We start from the raw sequence: 22,316 nt of genomic DNA, 5'->3' as shown, positions 1-22,316 counted from the left end.
GAGTACGAGTAGTGGTAGTAACCGCCGCCGTTGGCGCACGAGCCCATCGAGATGACCCAGCGCGGCTCGGCCATCTGGTCGTACACCTTGCGCAGAGCGGGGGCCATCTTGTTGCACAGCGTGCCGGCCACGATCATCACGTCAGACTGACGCGGCGACGGACGGAACACCACGCCGAAGCGGTCCAGGTCATAACGCGATGCACCAGCGTGCATCATCTCCACGGCACAGCAGGCCAGGCCGAACGTCATCGGCCACAGCGACCCGGTGCGGGTCCAGTTGATCAGCTTGTCAGCGGTGGTCGTGACAAAGCCTTCGTTGAGTACGCCTTCGATCGCCATTTCACATCACTCCCAATCGAGCGCGCCTTTTTTCCAGATGTAGACGAAGCCCACGAGAAACTCGAGAAGAAACACACCCATCGCGAAGAACCCCGGCCAGCCGATGTCACGCAGCGCCACGCCCCACGGGAAGAGGAACGCGGTCTCCAGATCGAACAGGATGAACAGGATGGCGATGAGGTAATAGCGCACGTCGAACTTCATCCGCGCGTCTTCGAAGGCTTCGAAACCGCACTCGTACGGCGAGAGCTTTTGAGGATCGGGATTGTTCGGACCGAGAATTCGGCCGATGGTCATGAGTGCAAGGCCAAGGCCAACACCAACGACGATGAACAACAGTACGGGGAAATAGGCTTCGAGGTTCAAGGGACGCCCGCCTTTTTGAATGGTTGCAACAGCACTGCCCGCAGGCGGCGCCTTGTCGCCCCATCGAAGGCGCCGGGTCCGCAGCCTCACGACGCATCAACTGCACGTCGCCTTGCGGATGGGGCCCAGACCTAAACGGAATACATCCCGTTGACCAGACCCCGAATTTGATTGGTGCCGACGGCGAGACTCGAACTCGCACAGCTTTCGCCACTACCCCCTCAAGATAGCGTGTCTACCAATTTCACCACGTCGGCTGGGGGAAGAAACTCTATCAGGACCGCGGATCAGGCTTAACGCCGTTGCCGTTTTCTGTATTGTTTCAAGCCTCACATTCTACCGCAAAGCGAAGCTTTTGTTCAATGCACAAACAAAAATCTTATAGCTCGCGACGCACCGAAAAAAATCAACCGTGCGTCCGCGATCGTTACATCAAATTACTTTGGCACGGCCGGTGCGGAGGCCGCGGCCGGAACAGCCGGAGCCGATGCTGCAGGCGCCGAAGCAGCCGGCACAACCGGAGCTACTGAACCCATCACACCCGCCGAAACGCTGCCCTTGTTGGTACCGATCAGCGTCAGCGCCAGCGTAGCCACAAAGAACACGGTGGCCAGCACGGCCGTCGTACGCGACAGGAAGTTTGCCGAACCCGTTGCACCAAACAGGCTACCCGATGCGCCCGAGCCGAAGGCGGCACCCACATCAGCACCCTTGCCATGCTGCAGCAGCACCAGACCGATCACACCAAGCGCGCTCAGAATTTGCGCCACCAGCAGCAGAGTCTTCAGAATTGCCATTTCGTTTCTCTCAATAATATGTTGCGGTTGCACATGCGCCGCATGCCGCAACCTCGATCAACCGCTCAAGCGCGACCGATCGCCAGGAAATCTTCGGCCTTCAGCGATGCACCGCCGATCAGGCCGCCATCGATGTCCGCCATCGCAAACAGCTCGCCCGCGTTGTCCGGCTTGACGCTGCCGCCGTACAGAATCTGCAGACGCTGCGCCACACCCGCATCACGGGCTGCGACGCGCGAGCGCAGGAAAGCGTGCACGGCCTGCGCTTGCTCGCTGGTTGCAGTCTTGCCGGTGCCGATTGCCCAGACCGGCTCGTAGGCCACAACGATGCGACCCAACTGCTCGATCGACAGCGCTTCCAGCACCGCATCCAGCTGGCGACCCACCACTTGCTCGGTTTCACCCGCTTCACGCTGTGCCAACGTCTCACCCACGCAGACGATCGGCGTGATGCCGTGCTCCAACGCGCGCAGTGCCTTGGCCGCCACTTGCGCATCGGTTTCGCCGTGATACGTGCGGCGCTCGGAATGACCGACGATTGCGTAGCCGCAACCAAATTCCGACAGCATCGATGCCGCCACCTCACCGGTGAACGCGCCACGCGTTTCAGCCGACACATCCTGCGCGCCCCAGCCCACTGCCGAACCCGCCAGCAGCAACTGGCATTGAGCCAGATACGGGAACGGCGCGCACACCGCCAGCGTGGCGTTGGTCTTGCCTGCGGCCTTGATCTGCTCAAGCAGCGCGGCGTTGGTGTTCAGGCTGCCATGCAGCTTCCAGTTGCCTACCACCAGCTTCGGTCTTGCGTTCACGTTCTTGTTCCGCCCGGTCGACTGTCAAATAAACCCGGCATTCTACCGTGGCGGCAAAAACAGGGTCAATTTTGACGTCCCGAGTTCAATCCCAAACCAACATGATCTTGCCGATGTGCGCACTGGACTCCATCAGGGCGTGCGCCTGCGCAGCCTGCGTGGCCGGCAAGACCTCATGGATGACAGGCTTGATGCGGCCCGACGCCAGCAGCGGCCACACATGCTCATGCAAGTTGGCGGCAATTGCCGCCTTGAAGGCCACCGAGCGCGGACGTAACGTCGACCCGGTGAGCGTAATGCGTCGGCGCAGAATGTCGCCCAGCGGCACTTCAGCCTTGGCACCACCCAGCAGCGCGATCAACACGATGCGGCCATCGTCAGCCGTGCAAGTGATCTCACGGGCGACATAGCTGCCGCCCACCATGTCGAGCACCACGTCGGTGCCCCGCCCCGTCTCAGCCTTGACAATTTCGACGAAGTCTTCGGTTTTGTAGTTGATGGCGCGTGTGGCTCCCAACTCGACACACGCAGCGCACTTGTCGGCGCTACCGGCCGTGGCAAACACGCGATAGCCCAGTGCCGAAGCCATCTGGATCGCCGTCGTGCCAATGCCGCTGGAGCCGCCCTGCACGAGCAGCGTCTCATCCTTGCCGTGCGGGCCCTGGCCCAGCAAGCCGCGATCAAACACGTTCGACCACACGGTGAAGTAGTTCTCGGGCAGCGCTGCCGCCTCGACGTCAGAAAGGCCCGCCGGCACCGGCAGCACCTGACCGACCGGTGCGGCGCAGAACTCGGCATAGCCGCCGCCTTGCACGAGCGCGCATACGCGATCGCCTGCCTTCAGGCCATAACGGTTATCCGCGTGTGACAGATCGCCGCCGACAATTTCTCCGGCCACTTCCAGCCCCGGAATATCAGACGCGCCCGGTGGGACCGGATAGTTGCCGGTGCGCTGGAATACATCGGGCCGATTGACACCGGCTGCGCGCACGCGGATCAGCACTTCGCCCGCCTTCGGCTCGGGCATCGGGCGCTCGCCAAGCTTCAGGACTTCGGGCCCGCCGTACTGGGTGATTTCAATCGCTTTCATGGGGATCGATTTGGTATGGGTTACGTGGCGCTGCGCTTGGGTTCAACAAAGTGCTGCGGGATGCCTCGCGATGTCTCGCGCAGAATCTCTTGTTTGCCGTGGACGATAGCGTCAGCGATCTTGCCGATATGCAACTTGAGCCACATCTCGGTGGGCGAGCCGGCACGATAGTCGGCCGGGCCGAGCATGTCGACCCGATCATCGGCACGCAGGTTATCGGCCTGCTCGAACGAACGCGCGCTCTCAGGGTTATAGACCGCATACGTGCGACCACCACCCTTACGTGCCACCGAGAACGCCGGAATATCGCTCGGACCATCCGCCACGTAGATCATGTTGGCAAATGGCACGCGGCGCTCATCCTCGGCAATCGACGAGTTCACGTTGACGGCCTCGGGATGCTTGTTAACACCCTTGTTGATCTCGAACAGCGCACGCGTCTTGGTGGTGTTATCGATGGCATAGATAACTTCTGAGATGACTTGGCGACCATTCGCGTCGGGCGCCTCCAGGAATTCGCAGCCCCACACGCCGTCGATATAAGGGGCGATGGGTGAACCCTTGATCATCTCCGTCAGGCCGGTGCTGACGATGTAGTGCTCGAGCTTGATGTCGAAGGCTTGATACGCGCCATTGTCACGCACCCAGGCCTTGCTGCGCTCGAAGAAATCGGTCACGCCGGGAAAGAACTCAAGGTGAGCGCCCAGCTCGCGTAGTGCCGCGTTATCGAGCCCACTCATGCGGCCGTCGCGTACGTGGCGCAGCAGAACATTCAGATAGAAGGTTTCGCGATTGACCTTCTGGCCTCGCGATTCGATTGCCCTCGAACCGGCTTCGACTTCATCCCAAAAACCCTGCTCAGCGATGTTGAAACGCTCGAACAGCGGCACTTGCATATAGCGCGGGATCAGCGTCTTGTCGAAATCCCAGACAACGGCGATGCGGTTTTGCTCGAAGAGGCGGCTCATGTCAGCGGCAGATGGAGAACTCGCGACGCAGTGTAAACAAAAAAACGGCTGGACACTGTCCAGCCGTTTTCATAGCGAAAAACCTCTCCGCCTTGACTGCTTTTACTGCTGTTGTTGTTGCTGTTGCTGTTGCTGCTCCGAAGCGGCATCACCTGCGCCCGGCGCTTGCGGAGCCGCTGCCGGCACGTCGCCTTCTTCAGCCTTGGCGGCCTTGATCGACAGACGCATGCGACCCTTCTCATCGGTGCTCAGCAGCTTCACGCGCACGGCCTGGCCTTCCTTCACGTAGTCGGAGACCTGGTTCACGCGCTCGTTGGCGATTTCCGAGATGTGCAGCAGACCGTCCTTGCCCGGCAGAATGTTCACGATCGCGCCGAAGTCCAGCAGCTTGAGCACGGTGCCGTTGTAGATCTTGCCCACTTCGGCTTCAGCCGTGATGCCTTCGATACGACGCTTGGCTTCAGCCATGCCTTCCGACGACGTCGACGCGATGGTGATCGTGCCGTCTTCGCCGATGTCGATCGTGCAGCCGGTTTCCTTGGTCAGCGCCTGGATGGTCGAGCCGCCCTTGCCGATCACGTCGCGGATCTTCTCCGGATTGATCTTGACGGTGATCATGCGCGGAGCATGCTCCGACAGCTCGGTGCGTGCGCCGCCCATGGCAGCCTGCATCTTGCCCAGGATGTGCAGACGGCCTTCCTTGGCTTGCGCCAGCGCGACCTGCATGATTTCCTTGGTGATGCCCTGCACCTTGATGTCCATCTGCAGCGCGGTGATACCAGCGTCGGTACCGGCAACCTTGAAGTCCATGTCGCCCAGGTGATCTTCGTCACCCAGGATATCGGTCAGCACGGCGAACTTGTTGCCTTCCAGGATCAGGCCCATGGCCACGCCGGCCACGTGCGCCTTGATGGGCACGCCCGCATCCATCAGCGCCAGCGAGCCGCCGCACACCGAAGCCATCGACGACGAACCATTCGACTCGGTGATTTCCGAAACCAGGCGCATCGTGTAGGCGAATTCGTCGTCCTTCGGCAGCACCGGAATCAGTGCTCGCTTGGCCAGACGGCCGTGGCCGACTTCGCGGCGCTTCGGGCTGCCCACGCGGCCGGTTTCGCCCGTGGCGAACGGCGGCATGTTGTAGTGAAGCATGAAGCGGTCACGGTACTCGCCTTGCAGCGCGTCGATGATCTGCTCATCGCTCTTGGTGCCCAGCGTGGCCACCACCAACGCTTGCGTTTCACCACGCGTGAACAGGGCCGAGCCGTGCGCACGCGGCAGCACCGACGAGCGGATCTCGATCGGGCGCACCGTGCGGGTGTCGCGACCGTCGATACGCGGTTCGCCATTCAGGATCTGGCCGCGCACGATCTTCGATTCGAGCTCGAACAGGATGTTGTCGACTTCCACGCCGTCGGCTTCCACACCGGCGGCAGCCAGCTTCTCGGCAACCGACTTGTAGACTTCCTTCAGCTTCTGGCTACGGGCCGACTTCTGGCGCAGTTGGTAAGCAGCTTGGAGATCAGCCAGGCCCAACTCGGAAATCTTGGCGGTCAGCGCTTCGTTCTTCGGCGCAGCTTGCCAATCCCACTCGGGCTTGCCGCCTTCGCGCACCAGATCGTGGATCGCGTTGATGGCGATCTGCATTTGCTCATGGCCGTACACCACGGCGCCCAGCATCACTTCTTCCGACAGCTGGTTGGCTTCCGATTCGACCATCAGCACGGCACGCTCGGTACCGGCGACGACCAGGTCCAGCTCCGAATGTGCGAGTTGCGCGCGGTTCGGGTTCAGCAGGTACTGACCATCCTTGTAACCTACGCGGGCAGCGCCCACCGGGCCGTTGAACGGCAGGCCCGACACAGCCAGCGCAGCCGAAGCCGCCACCAGCGCGGGGATATCAGCCGGCACTTCCGGGTTGATCGACAGCACGTGGATGACGACCTGGACTTCGTTGTAGAAGCCTTCCGGGAACAGCGGACGCAGCGGACGATCGATCAGGCGCGAGGTCAGCGTCTCGTTTTCCGACGGACGGCCTTCACGCTTGAAGAAGCCACCCGGGATCTTGCCGGCGGCGTAGGTCTTCTCAAGGTAGTCGACGGTCAGCGGGAAGAAATCCTGGCCCGGCTTCGGGTTCTTGGCGCCCACCACGGTGGCGAGCACAACGGTGTCGTCCATGTCGAGCAGCACAGCGCCGCTGGCTTGGCGGGCGATCTCACCCGTTTCCATGCGGACCTGATGGCCGCCCCATTGGAATTCTTTGACGATCTTGTTGAACATGGTCATAGCATCTCCTGTTCGGTATTCGCAGCGCTCACGCTTCAAACGCGATTTCATTGCGCCACGACAAACACGTTCCGGAAGACGGTACGGTTGCAGAGGTGTGTTTATGCCATTCCAGCGCAGCACTGACGTGCAACGCCGCGCTGGAATGACACAAGACTCTGCTTCCTGCCGCCCCCGGTCCCTGGCAGTCGGTCACCCCACTGCCATCACTTCTTGCCGGTCACCCGGCGCAGCCACAAACGCGGCCGCCAAAAACAAAATGCCTGCATCAGCATGCTGACGCAGGCACTTATTCATCACGCACAATGCGTGAGACTCACCATTACTTACGCAGGCCCAGCTTTGCAACCAACGCGGTGTAGCGGTCGGCGTCCTTGCCCTTGAGGTAGTCCAGCAGACGACGGCGACGGCTCACCATCTTGAGCAGGCCGCGACGGCTGTGGTGGTCCTTCATGTGCGCCTTGAAGTGCGGCTGCAGTTCGTTGATGCGGGCCGTCAGCAGTGCAACCTGCACTTCCGGGCTACCCGTATCGTTGGCGCTGCGGCCGTTATCCTTGACGATTTCTTGCTTGTTGATGTTAGCAACGGACATTTCGATTCCTTTGACTTGCGGACACTGCAGCGCCTGATTGGCCGCCGCCGGTGCCGTGTTGAACAATAATCTTGCCAGCCCTTTCCTAACCCGGTCTGGACAGCAAGACCGCGATTATAGCCTAAACCCTTCACTAGACGACAGTGGCGTGACAGGGCTGATCAATAGCGCGGCATCTTGCAGGTCGTCGGCAATGCTGTTTGCGCCGCCGGAATCACTTTCAGTGTGCGGAAACCATAGCCGGACCCCTCGATATCGAACGGCGTGCCTGGTGTCCCCGCCCGCTCCATCTGTGTCACGACCAGTGACTGGATAGCCTGGTGATCCTCCGCGCGCAGCGTGATGCGGTGAAAGCCGTTATCCAACGATGCGCCTTCCAGTGCACGCGCCACAGCGCCTGCCTCGGTCGTACCGGCACGCTCGATGGCGGCGGCCAGCATGTCGATCATCATCTGGTCGCGCAGTACCGGATAGTCATCTGCTGGCGCCGGATAGCGTGCGCGGAAAACCTTGTAGACAGCATCAGATTTGGCGCCGCCAAGATTCGGATGCCACTCCGCGACCGCCACCACGCGGCCAACGCCCGCCTCGCCCATCGCCGCCGGCGCGCCCAGCGAATTGCCGTAGAACGTGAAGAAGCGCGCCTTGAGTCCCGCATCGCGCGCAGCCTTGACCAAAAGCGTCAGATCATTACCCCAGTTGCCGGTAACGACCGTATCTGCACCCGACGCCGCGATACGCGCGATGTACGGCGCAAAATCCTTCACCTTGCCGATCGGATGCAGCACCTCGCCAACAATGGCCACATCTGGCCGCTTCTCGACCAACTGCTGACGCGCAGATTGCGCCACCTGGCGACCGAATGTGTAGTCCTGCCCGATCAGATAGACCTTCTTAACCGACTTGTCTGACCGGATTACCTCGGTCAGCGCATGCATGCGCATATCGGCCGAGGCATCGAATCGGAAATGCCAGAAGCTGCATGCTTCGTTGGTCAGCGCTGGATCGACCGCAGCGTAGTTCAGGTACAGCACGCGCGACTCCGGATGGCGTTCGTTGTAGCGCGAAATCGATGTCGACAACGCAGCCGCAGCCGCTGAGCTGTTGCCCTGCAGGACGACGCGAATTCCTGCATCGGTGGCAGCCTGCAGTTGCAACAAGGATTCATCGACCGTGTTCTTGCTGTCCAGGCGCACCAGTGCAAGCGGATGGCGTCCATCGGGCAGCTTCACACCACCGCGCGCATTCACCCCTTCGATGGCGAAACGCAGATTGCGATCCACGGCCTCCCCCGCATTAGCAAAGGGGCCAGACAGCCCTTCGATCAACCCCAACCGGATCGGCGCAGCCTCGGGTTGGGCAACCGCGGCGCCGCATAACCCGACGGCCGCCAAGGTGGCCAGAAACAAGCGAAACATCATGACAACTCCCCGTGAAGCGCGGATGGTAAAGCGCACCGCCTTGCAGGCACAAGCGGGCGACCGACATCAGGTTCTACACTGAAGGCATTCAGGAGAACCATCGTGGGCCCACGAACCTTGCAGCGCACCGCGTTGCTCGCCATGGCGCTGGCGTTGATGAGCGCATGTACCGTACTGGCCCCTGTTCAAACGGGCGAAGCACTGATCGGCCAGCCGGCTTCCACCGTGGAGGCGCGTTTCGGCAAACCGCCTGAGCAATATGCTCGCGCAGACGGCGGAACGCGTTGGCTATATCCAACCCAACCGTACGGGCAGTTCACCTATGCCGCCGACTTCGACGCGAGCGGCAAGCTCGTCTCGTTCCGGCAAATTCTGACGACGATGGATTTTGCGCAGATCCGCGTTGGCACCTCAACGCAGAAGGATGTGCTGCAGACATTCGGCAAGCCCGAGGAGACTGCCTACTTCCGGCTAATGGATCGGCAGGTGTGGTCCTACCGCTTCAAGCACGAGGGCGTGTGGCCCTCGCTGATGAACTTCTATTTCGACCGCGACGGCGTCGTGCGGCTCACGCAGGTCAGCCCCGACCCGATGTACGACCACGATCACGATTCCAGCCGCTGAGCGGCCACCAAGCGCTGCAACGGCAACATCCACGCGAGGCGCATCACCTGGCGTGGATGTTCGGGTCGGCCATGTCGTGGATCACACTCACATGGCTCTCAAAGACGGCCGGCATGGTGCACGCTCCTGACGTGCCCGGTGCCGCCGCACCCGCTTCGCGTTCCGGTGGGTAACCGGGTGCGCGCTCAGTGGTAATCGTGTTGGGGTCTGGGCTGACTCCTGCGTGTATTCGTTGAAACCCGCGATCAGATCTGCGGATTGAGCTTCTCGCTGCTCTTGTCCTGCAGCTTGTTCAGCGCGGCCAGGTAAGCCTTGGCAGAGGCGGCAACGATGTCGGGATCGGTTCCCACGCCGTTGACGATGCGGCCCGACTTGGACAGGCGGACCGTTACTTCGCCCTGCGCCTGCGTGCCGGTCGTGATGGCATTGACCGAGTACAGCAGTTGCTCGGCGCCGCTGGCGACCTTGCTTTCGATGGCGTTGAGCGTGGCATCGACCGGGCCGTTGCCCTCCGCCTCGCCCGTCACTTCCTTCCCGTCGGCAACGAAGACGATACGTGCATGCGGGCGTTCGCCGGTTTCCGAGCGCTGCGCCAGCGACACAAAGCGGAAGTGCTCGCCTTCACTGTGCTGCGCCTCGTTGGAGACGATAGCGACGATGTCTTCGTCGAAGATCTCGGCCTTCTGGTCGGCCAGTTCCTTGAAGCGCGTGAACGCAGCGTTCAACTCGGCCTCCGAATCCAGCTCGATACCGAGTTCCTGCAGGCGCTGCTTGAACGCATTGCGGCCCGAGAGCTTGCCCAGGACGATCTTGTTGGCCGTCCAGCCCACGTCTTCGGCGCGCATGATTTCGTAGGTATCACGCGCCTTGAGCACGCCATCCTGGTGGATGCCCGAAGCGTGCGCAAAGGCGTTGGCGCCCACCACGGCCTTGTTCGGCTGCACGACGAAACCGGTGATCTGCGAGACCAGCTTGGAGGCCGGCACGATCTGCGTGGTATCAACACCGACGTCGAGGTTGAAGTAATCGCGGCGCGTCTTCACCGCCATCACCACCTCTTCAAGGCTGGTGTTGCCGGCGCGCTCGCCCAGGCCGTTGATCGTGCATTCGATCTGGCGCGCGCCACCCAATTGAACGGCGGTCAGCGAATTGGCAACGGCCATGCCCAGATCGTCATGGCAATGCACTGACCAGATCGCCTTATCGGAATTCGGAATGCGCTCACGCACCGAGCGAATCAGCGCGGCATAGCCTTCCGGCACCGCGTAGCCCACCGTATCCGGCAGATTGATGGTGGTCGCGCCTTCGTCGATCACGCCTTCCAACACGCGGCACAGGAAGTCCATGTCGGAGCGGCTGCCGTCTTCCGGTGAAAACTCGATGTCATCCGTGAACTGGCGTGCGAAGCGCACCGCCAGACGCGCCTGCTCATACACCTGGTCCGGCGTCATGCGCAGCTTCTTCTCCATGTGCAGCGCCGACGTGGCGATGAACGTGTGGATGCGGAACTGGCCGGCGGGCTTGAGCGCCTCCGCAGCGCGGGAGATGTCGCGGTCGTTCGCGCGTGCCAGCGAACAAATCCGCGAATCCTTGACCGACTGGGCAATCGCGCGAATCGCTTCGAAATCCCCATTGGAGCTGGCCGCGAAGCCGGCTTCGATCACATCCACCTTGAGCCGCTCGAGCTGCTTGGCGATGCGGATCTTCTCTTCCTTGGTCATCGACGCCCCGGGGGACTGCTCGCCGTCGCGCAAGGTGGTATCGAAAATAATGAGTTTGTCGCTCATGGCGGCTCCTTGGTGGGGTGACGTTTTTGACGTCGGTCTTAGTGGTGTCTCGGATCGTTTTTGGCGGCGCAGAATGCAAAACGCCCCGGCGTGCATGGTTGCAGGCCGGGGCGCTGTGAATTCTGGTTCGCGAAAACTTGGCGGTCTTTGCTTGCCTTGTCTTGCGATTTCCCTATGCGCGCGTCCCGACCTGACGACCTAGTAGGCCATCAATCGAGACTAGCGCAATCAGAATGGAAATCGGGCGCGAAAGCATGCGAACGACTATAGACGAATTCAAAAATTGACGCAAGCGCACAATGGTGCAGCGCATCGGTCACTCGTGGGCTTCATCTGGTGCCTGCTTCGGCAGTTTGGGACTGCCCTGCTGACCTTGCAGCGTGCGCCAACCCCACAACAGGTAACCCGACACCGCGTAGCCGACGAACAGCCCGAACAGCGCCACCGGCGGATCGCTCGATATGACCACGAACAGCACCAGCACCAGCACCATTACGCCGAACGGCACGCGATGCCGCACGTCGAGCGCCTTACCGCTGTAGAACGGCGCGTTCGATACCATCGACAACCCGGCATACAGCGTCAGCCCAAAGGCTACCCACGGCATCCACAGCTCTTTCACCGGCAGCTTGTTGTCGATCGCCAGCCAGACAAAGCCAGCGATCAACGCCGCCGCAGCCGGACTAGGCATGCCCTGGAAGAAGCGCTTGTCGACCACACCAATGTTGGTGTTGAAGCGCGCCAAGCGCAGCGCCGCACCGGCGCAGTAGACAAAAGCCGCGAGCCAACCCCACTTGCCGAGGTCACGCAGGATCCACTCGTACATCACCAGCGCGGGGGCAACGCCAAACGACACCATGTCCGACAGCGAATCGTATTGCTCACCGAACGCGCTTTGCGTGTTGGTGATGCGCGCGACACGGCCATCCATGCCGTCGAGCACCATCGCAGCGAAGATGGCAATGGCCGCCGTCTCGAAGTTCAGGTTCATCGCCTGCACGATGGCGAAGAAGCCAGCAAACAGCGCGGCCGTCGTAAAGGCGTTGGGCAGCAGATAAATGCCGCGACGACGTGGACGGACGACATCTAGGTCGTCATCATCCGGGCGCGGCTGGTTGTGGCGCAGCGGACGCAGATGCGTCACGTTGCTGGTGAAGCGCTTCTTGCGCCGATTGAACGCGGGCATGGCGGCCTCCGGATCAGTCCAGCTCGGCGAGCACCGTCAGCGTGGCGGACACCTTCTCGCCGATGGTCACGCGCGGGCGCGCGGTCAGCGGCAGGTACACGTCGACGCGCGAGCCGAAGCGGATGAAGCCGTAGCGCTGGCCGCGCGCGAGGGTCTCCCCTGCCTTGGTATAGCAAAGGATACGGCGCGCGATCAAGCCGGCCACCTGAACCGAGGTGACGAGCTGGCCATCAGGGCGACGCAGCACAACGGCGTTGCGTTCGTTCTCAAGCGACGCCTTGTCCAGATCTGCGTTGACGAACTTGCCCGGGAAGTACTGCACTTGCTGCACAGTGCCATCCACCGGCGCGCGGTTCGAGTGCACGTTAAAGACGTTCATGAACACGCTGATCTTCAGCGAGTCGCGATCGGCATACGGGTCACGCACTTGCTCGACGGCAACGATGCGGCCATCGGCCGGCGAGAGGATCGCGTTGGCCTGCGTTGGCACGACGCGTGCCGGATCGCGGAAAAACTGCAGCACGAACAGCGTCAGCACCCAGAACGGCCAAGCCCAGCCGAAGCCGGCGGCAGCCTGCACGATGAGAGAGACAATGAAAATCCCGCCCAGGTACGGCCAGCCCTCGCGGGCGATGATGGGATGCGGATACGTGTTGTTCAAATGAGACCTCGACAGCGTCTTGGGGGAAATGCGGCATTCTAGCTGACACAGGGCCGTGCCAGCACTTGAAACGGCCTCTTACCTCCTAGATTCAGCATAAAAAAAGCCAGCCCGAAGGCTGGCTTTTCATACGAGGCTTGCTCGATCAGTTCTTCGTCTGGTCGACCAGCTTGTTCTTGGCGATCCACGGCATCATCGCACGCAGCTTGGCGCCAACTTGCTCGATCTGGTGCTCTTCGGTCAGGCGGCGGCGCGAGATCAGCGTCGGTTGGCCTGCCTTGTACTCCAGCAGGAAGCTCTTGGCGTATTCGCCGGTCTGGATGTCCTTCAGGCACTGCTTCATGGCCTTCTTGGTCTCTTCGGTCACGACGCGCGGGCCGGTGACGTACTCGCCGTATTCGGCGTTGTTCGAGATCGAGTAGTTCATGTTGGCGATGCCGCCTTCGTAGATCAGGTCGACGATCAGCTTCAGCTCGTGCAGGCACTCGAAGTACGCCATTTCCGGAGCGTAGCCGGCTTCCACCAGCGTCTCGAAGCCAGCCTTGATCAGCTCGACGGTACCGCCGCACAGCACGGCTTGTTCGCCGAACAGGTCGGTTTCGGTTTCTTCGCGGAAGTTGGTCTCGATGATGCCGGCGCGGCCGCCGCCGTTTGCGGTGGCGTACGACAGGGCGATGTCACGCGCAGCGCCCGACTTGTCCTGGTGCACAGCGATCAGGTGCGGCACGCCGCCACCTTGCGCGTACGTGCCACGCACGGTGTGGCCCGGAGCCTTCGGGGCGATCATGATGACGTCCAGATCAGCGCGCGGGATCACGGCACCGTAGTGCACGTTGAAGCCGTGGGCGAACGCCAGTGCAGCGCCTTGCTTGATGTTGCCATGCACTTCGTTCTTGTACACATCAGCGATCTGCTCGTCCGGCAGCAGGATCATGACAACGTCGGCTTCCTTCACCGCCTCGGCCACTTCCTTGACCTGCAGGCCAGCATTGACGGCCTTGTTCCACGACGCGCCACCCTTGCGCAGACCGACCGTCACCTTCACGCCCGAGTCATTCAGGTTCAGAGCGTGGGCGTGGCCTTGCGAGCCGTAGCCGATGATGGTGACGTTCTTGCCCTTGATCAGGGAGAGGTCGGCGTCCTTGTCGTAAAACACTTTCATGGTGATGTCCTAATTTTCAAATACTTCAATATCGATGGGGGCCGGCAGCACGCTCGCGCCGGTTCAAACCTTCAGAATGCGCTCGCCGCGGCCGATGCCCGAGCCGCCCGTGCGGACGGTCTCCAGAATGGCAGTGCGATCGATGGCATCGAGAAACGCGTCAAGCTTGCTGCCGTTGCCGGTCAGCTCGATCGTGTAGGTCTTCTCGGTCACGTCGATGACGCGGCCGCGGAAGATGTCCGCCGTACGCTTCATCTCCTCGCGTTCCTTGCCGACCGCACGCACCTTCACGAGCATCAGCTCGCGCTCGATGTGCGCACCTTCGGTCAGGTCGACGACCTTGACGACTTCCACCAGGCGATTCAGGTGCTTGGTGATCTGCTCGATGATGTCGTCCGAGCCCGTCGTGACGATCGTCATGCGCGACAGCGAGGCGTCTTCGGTCGGCGCGACCGTCAGCGTCTCGATGTTGTAGCCGCGCGCCGAGAACAGACCCACCACACGCGACAGCGCGCCCGCTTCGTTTTCCAGCAGGACGGAAATGATGTGACGCATTACAGGTCCTCCGCGCCAAGCAGCATTTCAGAAATCCCCTTGCCCGCCTGGACCATCGGCCAGACGTTTTCGGTCGGGTCGGTCTGGAAGTCGAGGAACACGGTGCGATCCTTGAGTCGGAAGGCTTCGCGCAGCGCGGGCTCAACGTCGGACGTCTTCTCGATGCGCATGCCCACGTGGCCATACGCTTCGGCCAGCTTCACGAAGTCGGGCAGCGCCTGCATGTAGGAATGCGAGTAACGGTTGTCGTACTCGATTTCCTGCCACTGACGCACCATGCCCAGGTAACCGTTATTGAGCGAGCAGATCTTCACCGGGGTGTCGTACTGCAGGCAGGTCGACAGCTCCTGGATGCACATCTGGATCGAGCCCTCACCCGTAATGGTGACAACTTCCTTGTCCGGGAACGCCTTCTTGATGCCCATCGCGTAAGGCAGGCCCACGCCCATCGTGCCCAGGCCACCGGAGTTGATCCAGCGGCGCGGCTCGTTGAACTTGTAGAACTGCGCGGCCCACATCTGATGCTGACCCACGTCGGAGCAGACGAAGGCGTCGCCGTTGGTCAGTTCCCAGATCTTCTCGACCACATACTGCGGCTTGATGATCTCGGAGGTGCGGTCGTACTTCAGGCAATCGACGCTGCGCCACTGCTCGATCTGTTCCCACCACTTGGCCAGCGCCGTCTTGTTCGGCTTGGCCTCACCGCTCTGGATCTGTGCGATCATCTCCTGCAGCACGTCCTTGACGTTGCCGACGATGGGGATGTCGACCTTCACTCGCTTGGAAATGGAGGACGGATCGATGTCGATGTGGATGATCTTGCGCGGCTGCGACGTGAAGTGCGCCGGGCTGCCGATCACGCGATCATCAAAGCGCGCGCCGATGGCGATCAGCACGTCGCAGTTCTGCATCGCCATGTTGGCTTCGTACGTGCCGTGCATGCCCAGCATGCCCACGAACTGCTTGCTCGTACCCGGGAATGCGCCCAGGCCCATCAGCGTGTTCGTGACCGGGTAGCCCGTCAGCGCAGCCAGTTGGCGCAGCTCTTCGCTGGCCTCGGCAAGCACCACGCCACCACCGGAGTAGATGTACGGGCGCTCGGCCTGCAGCAGCAGACTCACCGCCTTGCGGATCTGACCGGAGTGCCCCTTGTTGACGGGGTTGTACGAACGCATCTCGATCGTCTTCGGATACTCGTACTTGCACATCTCGCGCGAAACATCCTTCGGGATGTCCACCACCACCGGGCCCGGACGGCCGGTCGAGGCGATATAGAACGCCTTCTTGATGGTCGAAGCGAGGTTGCGCACGTCCTTGACCAGGAAGTTGTGCTTGACGATCGGCCGGGTGATGCCGACGGTGTCGCATTCCTGGAAGGCGTCCTGGCCGATGGCGTGTGTCGGCACGTTGCCGGTGATGATCACCATCGGAATCGAATCCAGGTAGGCGGTGGCAATGCCGGTCACGGCATTGGTCACGCCCGGACCGGAAGTCACCAGGGCGACACCAACCTTGCCCGTGGCGCGCGCATAGCCGTCAGCCGCATGGACTGCCGCCTGTTCATGGCGCACCAGGATGTGTTCGATCTTGTTTTGCTTGTAGAACGCGTCGTAGATATAGAGCACCGCGCCGCCGGGGTAACCCCAGACGAACTCGACGCCCTCTGCCGCGAGCGCATTGACGAGGATGTCAGACCCCATCATGTCGGCAGATGAACCGCTATTGGCGTGGGAAAATTCCGCGCTTGGCATATTCATGTCAGTCCTTTGCAATTTTCGGCAAAAAATTGTTTGGATGCTCTCTACCGGGCTTGTGGCGCGGATTTGAGCGGTGCGCGTCTGCATGGATGGTCCGCCTGATGAGCGGCCAGATGAGACAACCACAGATGTTGTGAACCGACGATGATACTGCAATGCCGCATGGCGGTCCAGCGGCGGCAAGATTCGCCACACGAGGCGGTCCGCCAGACAGTCGGACTGTCCGTGGACCCGCATTTTTGCTAGCATCGCAACATTTTTGACGGTCTAGGCCGTCGTTGCTGCGAGGCGCAATGCTCACATTGCATCACATGATGACAATGTGAAATTTCGCCAAACCGCCCCACAGGATTCGCACCCGCCGTTGTATGGCCTCTGAACAGGAACTGTCGGCCTTCCTCGTAAGCGTCGAAAAACGCGCCTTCAAGCAGGCAGTATTCGCGGTCCGCGATGATGACGCCGCACTCGACATCGTGCAGGACGCGATGATCAAGCTGGCCGAAAAGTATGGCGACAAGCCCGAGGCCGAACTGCCCCTGCTGTTCCAGCGCATTCTGCAGAACACGATCCACGACTGGTTCCGTCGCTCCAAGGTGCGCAACACGTGGGTCAGCCTGTTCTCCAGCTTCCGTACGGATGCAGAGGGCGACGATACCGACCCGCTGGAGCTGATCGAAAGTGAAGCCGGCTCCACAGCAGCAGAAAGCAGCGCCGACAAGGTTGAGCGCACGCAGATGTTGGAAATTCTGGAGCGCGAAATCGAGAAGCTCCCCACACGTCAACGGGAAGCCTTTCTGATGCGTTACTGGGAAGACATGGATGTTGCCGAAACCGCCCAGGCGATGGGCTGTTCCGAGGGGAGCGTGAAAACGCACTGCTCGCGGGCAACGCACGCCCTGGCCCAAGCGCTGAGGGCGCGAGGGATCCGACTATGAACAAGGTAGAACTTCGAGAACGCCGCTTTGTGCACGCTGTCCGTACCGCTCTGAACGAGTCGGCAGGACAGTTGCCGCCCGACGTACGTGACCGCCTCTCCGCGGCACGCCGGACGGCGCTCGCGCATAAAAAAGCGGAAGCACCGAGCACGGTGCGCTCGCCTGCCCTGGTCATGCCGGGTGTAGGTCAGGTGTCCTTCGACTTGGAAGACGATGCTGCGTCGCCGCTGCACCGTATTGGCACGTTCCTGCGCCGCTTCGGTCTGCTGTGGCCAACCATCGCACTGGTCGCAGGGCTTGCCGGCATTTATCAGTGGCAACAGCAGCAACGCGTGGACGAACTCGCCGAGGTCGACGCCGCCATGTTGCTCGACGACCTGCCACTGGCTGCCTACGCCGATCAAGGCTTCCATCAGTACCTCGATAAACGCGATCAGTGAAAGGCTGATCGATGAGCAACTTCCACCGCACCCACGGCCAACCACCGCGAGGCGAACGGACCTTGCGCCTGCGCGTCGCCCTGATCTCGTTGATCGGCGCGGCAGGGCTGTCCGCAGGATTGGCAATCGCACAAGCACCGGCAGCATCGGCACCGTCCGCCGCACCGGATACCACCGCCAGCACACCGCTGGCGCTGCCGACGCCGCCGACCACCAACCCGCAGCCCTCCATTCATCCGAACTGGTCTGAACTGACCGTCGTGCAGCAGCGCATCCTCGCGCCGTTTGCGCCGGAATGGAACGGCATGCCCGAGCTGGCCCGCAAGAAGTGGCTACAGATTGCCCAGGCGTATCCGAAGTACACGCCGGCACAGCAGCAACGCCTGCAGACGCGAATGGCCGACTGGGTCAAGCTGACGCCCGAGCAGCGGCATCGTGCCCGCGAGAATTTCCAGACCACCAAGTCGGTTCCCGTCCAGAAGAAGAGCGAAGCCTGGCAGCGCTATCAGCAGTTGCCTGACGAGCAGAAGAAGGAGCTTGCTGCGGCAGCCAAGGCACAAAAACGTCCGTCTGCAGTGACGGCATTGCCGGGTAGCACGAGCCTGGCCAAGGATGCGGCCAAGGTGCTGCATCACGGTGCGCGCACCAAGCCGGGCACGACCAAGTCGGCACCGAACCCGTTGGCGCCGGCCAAGCCGACTGCAACTGCAGCAGCATCTGCGCCGACGGCAACCACGCCCGCTCCTGCGGCAACGGCCCCGGCACCAGCAAGTACGCCGATCACGCCTGCGCATCCAGTGACCCCACCCACCAGCCCGGACGGCGATTCGGGCAACCCGCCACCATCAACCGTGCTGGGCGGCTAAGCCCCGCATGCCCTTTGGCATAATCCGGTCACGCGCCGCGCACACGTTGTGCCGGTGCATGATCGATTACGCCCCGCCTGCGCTCACCCGGTTCGATGGCCACTACCGCTTCTACCACCTCGCCTGTCACGGCACCTGATCCGCTTGCCGCTCCCACGCTGCGCCGCCGCCTGGCTGCGATGCTCTACGAGGGCCTGCTGCTGTTCGGCGTCATGTTTGGCGCGACGGCCATCTTTCTGCTGCTGCGCGCGATCATTCCTCCGCTGGCGCGCACGGGCGATGTTGGCCTGCAGGTGTGGGGCTTCCTCGCGCTTGGCCTGTATTTCGTGGGCTTCTGGCGCAAACGCGGGCAGACACTCGCCATGCAGACCTGGCGCATGCGCGTCGTCAACGCAGACGGCTCGCCCATCTCGCTTGGCCGCGCCATTGCGCGTTATGCGCTGGCTTGGATCTGGGTGATTGTGGCGGTCGGCATCATCCACGTAAGTGGGGTTTCCCGCTGGACTGGCGCGGGTGTTGCATTGACCTGCGTGCTGGCCTGGGGCGCGCTGGCGTGGCTCGACCCGCAGCGCCAGTTCCTGCATGACCGCCTGGCTGGCACGCGGCTGGTGCGCGCCTGATTCCATCTTCGGCGACGGTACACATCATGACACGCGCCGATCTGCCTGCCTCCTCTGCGCCGCTTGCCTCGTTGACGGCAGCCAACGCGCGGCGCATTGCGGTAGTACTGCAATGTGCCGCGATGTTGACGGTCGCGTGGGCCGCCCATCGCTGGGGTGCATTGAGCTGGCCAGGCTCCGCAGCCGTTGCCGCTGGGGCACTGATACTCGGCTATCTCGTCTCGGTTGGTTGGGCATTCCTCATCGCATCCACGAGTCTCGGCACAGCCATTCCGGATGACCCTGTGTGGGATCGCATACCCGTACCACGCGAGCAGCGCATCGGCATGACAGGCTTTATCGCGTGCTGGTTGCGCGAATGCGTGTCGGTGGCCTGGATGTTCAACGTGCTGCAACCGTTTCGGGCACAGGCAGCGTTCGATGCTGCAGCAATTGACGGCGCACGCGTACCCGTACTGATGATCCACGGTTACGGCTGCAACCGAGCAGTGTGGCTGCCGATGCAAAGGCACCTGGCCGCCGCGGGCCACCCGATCGAGGCCATCGATCTGATGCCGTTGCTGGGAGACATCGATGACTACGCCCACGACATCGCCGCCGTTGTCGCGCGCATGACGCACACGTACGGCCGCGCGCCGGTCCTGCTCTGCCACAGCATGGGCGGGCTCGCTGCACGAGCGTTGCTGCGGCAATCAACGGATATCTGCCCGGTCGCACACATCATCACGCTGGGCACCCCACATCGGGGCACGGCGATGGCGCGCAGTGGGCGCGGGCGCAACGTGCGCCAGATGGCCTGGGCCAGTGCATGGCTGCGCCAACTTGCGGCGTCCGAAACGCCGGCCGTGCGAGCACGCATCACGTCGATCTTCTCGTGGCACGACTCCATCGTCGGGCCGGCCGGCGCGTCTTGGCTGGAGGGCGCACGGCATGTGCCGTTCTCCGGCATCGGCCATGTGTCGCTGCTATGCGACGCGCGCGTGCGTGATGCCGTGCAGACAGAACTGGCGCGCATCGAGGGCAAACCGCTGCCCCCATCCGCCTAAAACGCACGCCGGGCGCAGGTCTCCGGCAACCGCTTCGATCTTCCACGGCAACTACGTCATGTGACGGTCATGTTTCTGACACGGCTTATTCACGCGGCGGTGGCGAAATCCGTCCAACGCAGCCTCTGTTGCCGACATGGTCCTGCCAAATCTGCCATCGCGCCCTGGTTTCCTCCGCCGCCTCGCGCAACGCTTTCGCGCTGCTCCCCTCACCGGTTCCGACTGGAACGCACCACCGCCTCTGATGCACATGGCCGCCGGATTAGCCGCCGCCGGCGCGCTGGGTTCCGCTGTACCAGCCGGCCGCGGTGATGTGCGAGACCACCAAGCCCCTGCCGCCACCCCGCTCCCGGCCCTGGCATCCGACCAGCAGGCCGACAAGGACGCCGACCCGCCCGCAGAAAAAGTCCATCGCTATCGCACGATCTGGCTGTCGGACATCCACCTCGGCACGCCGGGCTGCCAGGCAGACTATCTGCTCGATTTCCTCAAGCACAACGACTCCGACACGCTGTACCTCGTTGGCGACATCGTCGACGGTTGGCAACTGCGCAAGGGCTGGTACTGGCCACAGGCGCACAACGACGTGGTACAGAAGGTGCTGCGCCGCGCGCGCAAGGGCACCCGCGTGGTGTTCATCCCCGGCAACCATGACGAGATGGCGCGCCAGTTCCACGGCCTGAACTTCGGCGACATTGAAGTGGCAGAAGACGCGGTGCACGTGACTGCCACCGGCAAGCGCCTGTGGGTCGTGCACGGCGATCTGTTTGACGGTGTGATGCAACATGCGCGCTGGCTCGCTTACGTGGGCGACTCGCTCTACACCTTCATCCTGGCGATGAACCGGCATTTCAACCGCATCCGCGTGAAGCTGGGGTTCCCGTACTGGTCGCTGTCGCAGTACCTCAAGCATCAGGTCAAGAACGCGGTCAACTTCATCAACTCGTTCGAGCGCGTGATGACCGACGAGGCACGCCGGCGTGGCTGCGATGGCGTGGTCTGCGGACACATTCACAAGGCCGAGATCCGCGAGATCGACGGCCAGCTTTACTGCAATGACGGCGACTGGGTGGAGAGCCTCTCCGCCCTGGTCGAAACCATGGAGGGCGAACTGCAGATCGTCTACTGGACGCATCTGCTCGATGCGCCGCGCACTACCCGCCGGGCACGCCGTGCCGCAGCGGCCGCCGCCTGATGGAAGCCCACATGACCAACACAAGCATTGATCTCACACAACCCGCCGTTGTTGCCACGCCGGCACCCATGCCCCAAGGAGAGCCCGTGAAAGTCATGATCGTCACCGATGCCTGGGAACCGCAGGTCAACGGCGTCGTCCGCACCCTCACCCAGACGCGCCGTGAGCTTGAAGCCATGGGCCACGTCGTCGACATGATCACGCCGCTCGAATTCAAGACGGTGCCGTGCCCGACGTATCCGGAGATCCGCCTGTCGATCCTGCCGGCTAAGCGCGTGCGCGAGCGCATCGAGAAGTTCGCGCCGCAAGCCCTGCACATCGCGACCGAAGGCCCGCTCGGGCTGGCAGCGCGCGCCTATGCGTTGCGCCACAAGCTGCCCTACACGACGGCGTACCACACACGCTTTCCGGAATACGTGCAGGCGCGCTTCGGTATTCCGCTGGCGTGGACGTACCGTTTCCTGCGCTGGTTCCACAGCCCGGCTCAGGCCGTGATGGCACCGACGCCCGTGGTGCTGAAAGACCTGGCTGACTACGGCATCACCAACGGCGTGCTGTGGACGCGTGGCGTGGATTTGGATGTATTCACCTCGCAGCGCGGCAACATGCTCAACACCGCGCACCCGATCTTCCTGTACGTTGGCCGCGTGGCTGTCGAGAAAAACGTGGAAGCCTTCCTGGAACTCGACCTGCCCGGCTCGAAGTGGGTGGTGGGCGAAGGCCCCGCGCTGGCCGGTCTGAAGGCGAAGTACCCGAACGCCAACTACCTGGGTGTGCTCAAGCAGCCGGAACTGGCCAAGGTGTACGCC

Annotated in this window: 23 protein-coding genes and 1 tRNA gene; 8 read left to right on the top strand and 16 right to left on the bottom strand. The window is 62.3% G+C overall.

What is annotated here, in order from left to right; translation table 11 throughout:
- From JHD73_RS18130 to JHD73_RS18085, 10 genes are all read right to left on the bottom strand, one after another.
- The coding region (locus JHD73_RS18130) for an NADH-quinone oxidoreductase subunit B family protein (RefSeq protein ID WP_199031637.1) at positions 1 to 341 on the bottom strand (341 nt) is incomplete at its 3' end.
- A gap of 6 nt (positions 342 to 347) precedes the next feature.
- Positions 348 to 707 (bottom strand): NADH-quinone oxidoreductase subunit A, encoded by a 360-nt coding sequence (locus JHD73_RS18125; RefSeq protein WP_048932806.1) that lies wholly within the window; start codon positions 705 to 707, stop codon positions 348 to 350.
- A gap of 172 nt (positions 708 to 879) precedes the next feature.
- Positions 880 to 964, bottom strand: a tRNA-Leu gene (locus tag JHD73_RS18120).
- Positions 965 to 1,144: 180 nt separating this feature from the next.
- Positions 1,145 to 1,504, bottom strand: a complete 360-nt coding sequence (secG, locus tag JHD73_RS18115) for a preprotein translocase subunit SecG (RefSeq protein WP_064802480.1) — start codon at positions 1,502 to 1,504, stop codon at positions 1,145 to 1,147.
- Positions 1,505 to 1,569: 65 nt separating this feature from the next.
- On the bottom strand, positions 1,570 to 2,316 hold the full coding sequence (gene tpiA / locus JHD73_RS18110; protein WP_199031636.1) for a triose-phosphate isomerase: 747 nt from the start codon (positions 2,314 to 2,316) through the stop codon (positions 1,570 to 1,572).
- An 85-nt stretch (positions 2,317 to 2,401) separates the two neighbouring features.
- Entirely contained in the window at positions 2,402 to 3,406 is a 1,005-nt protein-coding gene (locus JHD73_RS18105; protein WP_199031635.1) for an NAD(P)H-quinone oxidoreductase, read from the bottom strand.
- A 20-nt stretch (positions 3,407 to 3,426) separates the two neighbouring features.
- Positions 3,427 to 4,374 carry an HAD family hydrolase gene (locus JHD73_RS18100; protein WP_199031634.1) on the bottom strand — a complete coding sequence of 316 codons (948 nt, stop codon included), beginning with the start codon at positions 4,372 to 4,374 and terminating at the stop codon, positions 3,427 to 3,429.
- A gap of 102 nt (positions 4,375 to 4,476) precedes the next feature.
- Positions 4,477 to 6,660, bottom strand: coding sequence for a polyribonucleotide nucleotidyltransferase (gene pnp / locus JHD73_RS18095; RefSeq protein ID WP_199031633.1), 2,184 nt, complete (start codon positions 6,658 to 6,660; stop codon positions 4,477 to 4,479).
- Positions 6,661 to 6,982: 322 nt separating this feature from the next.
- The gene (gene rpsO / locus JHD73_RS18090) at positions 6,983 to 7,252 is read right to left on the bottom strand and encodes a 30S ribosomal protein S15 (RefSeq protein WP_021194996.1); all 270 of its coding nucleotides are present in this window, start codon (positions 7,250 to 7,252) and stop codon (positions 6,983 to 6,985) included.
- Positions 7,253 to 7,413: 161 nt separating this feature from the next.
- Positions 7,414 to 8,670, bottom strand: coding sequence for a branched-chain amino acid ABC transporter substrate-binding protein (locus JHD73_RS18085; protein ID WP_199031640.1), 1,257 nt, complete (start codon positions 8,668 to 8,670; stop codon positions 7,414 to 7,416).
- A 144-nt stretch (positions 8,671 to 8,814) separates the two neighbouring features.
- On the opposite strand from JHD73_RS18085, the gene JHD73_RS18080 reads away from it, so the two are divergent.
- Positions 8,815 to 9,297, top strand: a complete 483-nt coding sequence (locus JHD73_RS18080) for a hypothetical protein (protein WP_199031641.1) — start codon at positions 8,815 to 8,817, stop codon at positions 9,295 to 9,297.
- 245 nt (positions 9,298 to 9,542) lie between these two features.
- Here JHD73_RS18080 and JHD73_RS18075 read toward each other — a convergent pair whose 3' ends face one another.
- The 6 genes from JHD73_RS18075 to JHD73_RS18050 form a co-directional block, all read right to left on the bottom strand.
- Positions 9,543 to 11,084: a 2-isopropylmalate synthase gene (locus JHD73_RS18075; RefSeq protein WP_048932814.1), complete on the bottom strand. Its 1,542-nt coding sequence runs from the start codon at positions 11,082 to 11,084 to the stop codon at positions 9,543 to 9,545.
- A 316-nt stretch (positions 11,085 to 11,400) separates the two neighbouring features.
- Positions 11,401 to 12,270 carry a CDP-diacylglycerol--serine O-phosphatidyltransferase gene (gene pssA / locus JHD73_RS18070; RefSeq protein ID WP_199031632.1) on the bottom strand — a complete coding sequence of 290 codons (870 nt, stop codon included), beginning with the start codon at positions 12,268 to 12,270 and terminating at the stop codon, positions 11,401 to 11,403.
- A 13-nt stretch (positions 12,271 to 12,283) separates the two neighbouring features.
- Complete coding sequence (locus tag JHD73_RS18065) at positions 12,284 to 12,931, bottom strand: phosphatidylserine decarboxylase (RefSeq protein ID WP_199031631.1); 648 nt, start codon at positions 12,929 to 12,931, stop codon at positions 12,284 to 12,286.
- Between the two features lie 145 nt (positions 12,932 to 13,076).
- Positions 13,077 to 14,093 (bottom strand): ketol-acid reductoisomerase, encoded by a 1,017-nt coding sequence (gene ilvC / locus JHD73_RS18060; RefSeq protein ID WP_199031630.1) that lies wholly within the window; start codon positions 14,091 to 14,093, stop codon positions 13,077 to 13,079.
- Positions 14,094 to 14,156: 63 nt separating this feature from the next.
- A complete protein-coding gene (gene ilvN / locus JHD73_RS18055) occupies positions 14,157 to 14,648 on the bottom strand; it encodes an acetolactate synthase small subunit (RefSeq protein ID WP_021195003.1) in 492 nt (163 codons plus the stop codon).
- On the bottom strand, positions 14,648 to 16,405 hold the full coding sequence (locus tag JHD73_RS18050) for an acetolactate synthase 3 catalytic subunit (RefSeq protein WP_199031629.1): 1,758 nt from the start codon (positions 16,403 to 16,405) through the stop codon (positions 14,648 to 14,650). Before JHD73_RS18050 ends, ilvN begins: the two co-directional genes overlap by 1 nt.
- Before the next feature lie 368 nt (positions 16,406 to 16,773).
- Here JHD73_RS18050 and JHD73_RS18045 point away from each other — a divergent pair, with 368 nt between their 5' ends.
- The 7 genes from JHD73_RS18045 to JHD73_RS18015 form a co-directional block, all read left to right on the top strand.
- The gene (locus JHD73_RS18045; protein ID WP_199031628.1) at positions 16,774 to 17,340 is read left to right on the top strand and encodes an RNA polymerase sigma factor; all 567 of its coding nucleotides are present in this window, start codon (positions 16,774 to 16,776) and stop codon (positions 17,338 to 17,340) included.
- Positions 17,337 to 17,780, top strand: coding sequence for a DUF3619 family protein (locus tag JHD73_RS18040; protein ID WP_199031627.1), 444 nt, complete (start codon positions 17,337 to 17,339; stop codon positions 17,778 to 17,780). Before JHD73_RS18045 ends, JHD73_RS18040 begins: the two co-directional genes overlap by 4 nt.
- Positions 17,781 to 17,791: 11 nt before the next feature.
- A complete protein-coding gene (locus JHD73_RS18035; RefSeq protein ID WP_199031626.1) occupies positions 17,792 to 18,646 on the top strand; it encodes a DUF3106 domain-containing protein in 855 nt (284 codons plus the stop codon).
- Positions 18,647 to 18,741: 95 nt separating this feature from the next.
- Positions 18,742 to 19,266 (top strand): RDD family protein, encoded by a 525-nt coding sequence (locus JHD73_RS18030; protein WP_199031625.1) that lies wholly within the window; start codon positions 18,742 to 18,744, stop codon positions 19,264 to 19,266.
- Between the two features lie 26 nt (positions 19,267 to 19,292).
- The gene (locus tag JHD73_RS18025; RefSeq protein ID WP_199031624.1) at positions 19,293 to 20,312 is read left to right on the top strand and encodes a triacylglycerol lipase; all 1,020 of its coding nucleotides are present in this window, start codon (positions 19,293 to 19,295) and stop codon (positions 20,310 to 20,312) included.
- Between the two features lie 244 nt (positions 20,313 to 20,556).
- Complete coding sequence (locus JHD73_RS18020) at positions 20,557 to 21,507, top strand: UDP-2,3-diacylglucosamine diphosphatase (protein ID WP_199031639.1); 951 nt, start codon at positions 20,557 to 20,559, stop codon at positions 21,505 to 21,507.
- 95 nt (positions 21,508 to 21,602) lie between these two features.
- Positions 21,603 to 22,316: glycosyltransferase family 1 protein (locus tag JHD73_RS18015; protein WP_233177040.1), on the top strand; the 714-nt coding region annotated here is incomplete at its 3' end.

The sequence above is a fragment of the Ralstonia sp. ASV6 genome (genome assembly GCF_016429285.1).
Classification (GTDB): Bacteria; Pseudomonadota; Gammaproteobacteria; order Burkholderiales; family Burkholderiaceae; genus Ralstonia; species Ralstonia flaminis.
This window is presented reverse-complemented; position numbering and strand designations above follow the sequence as displayed.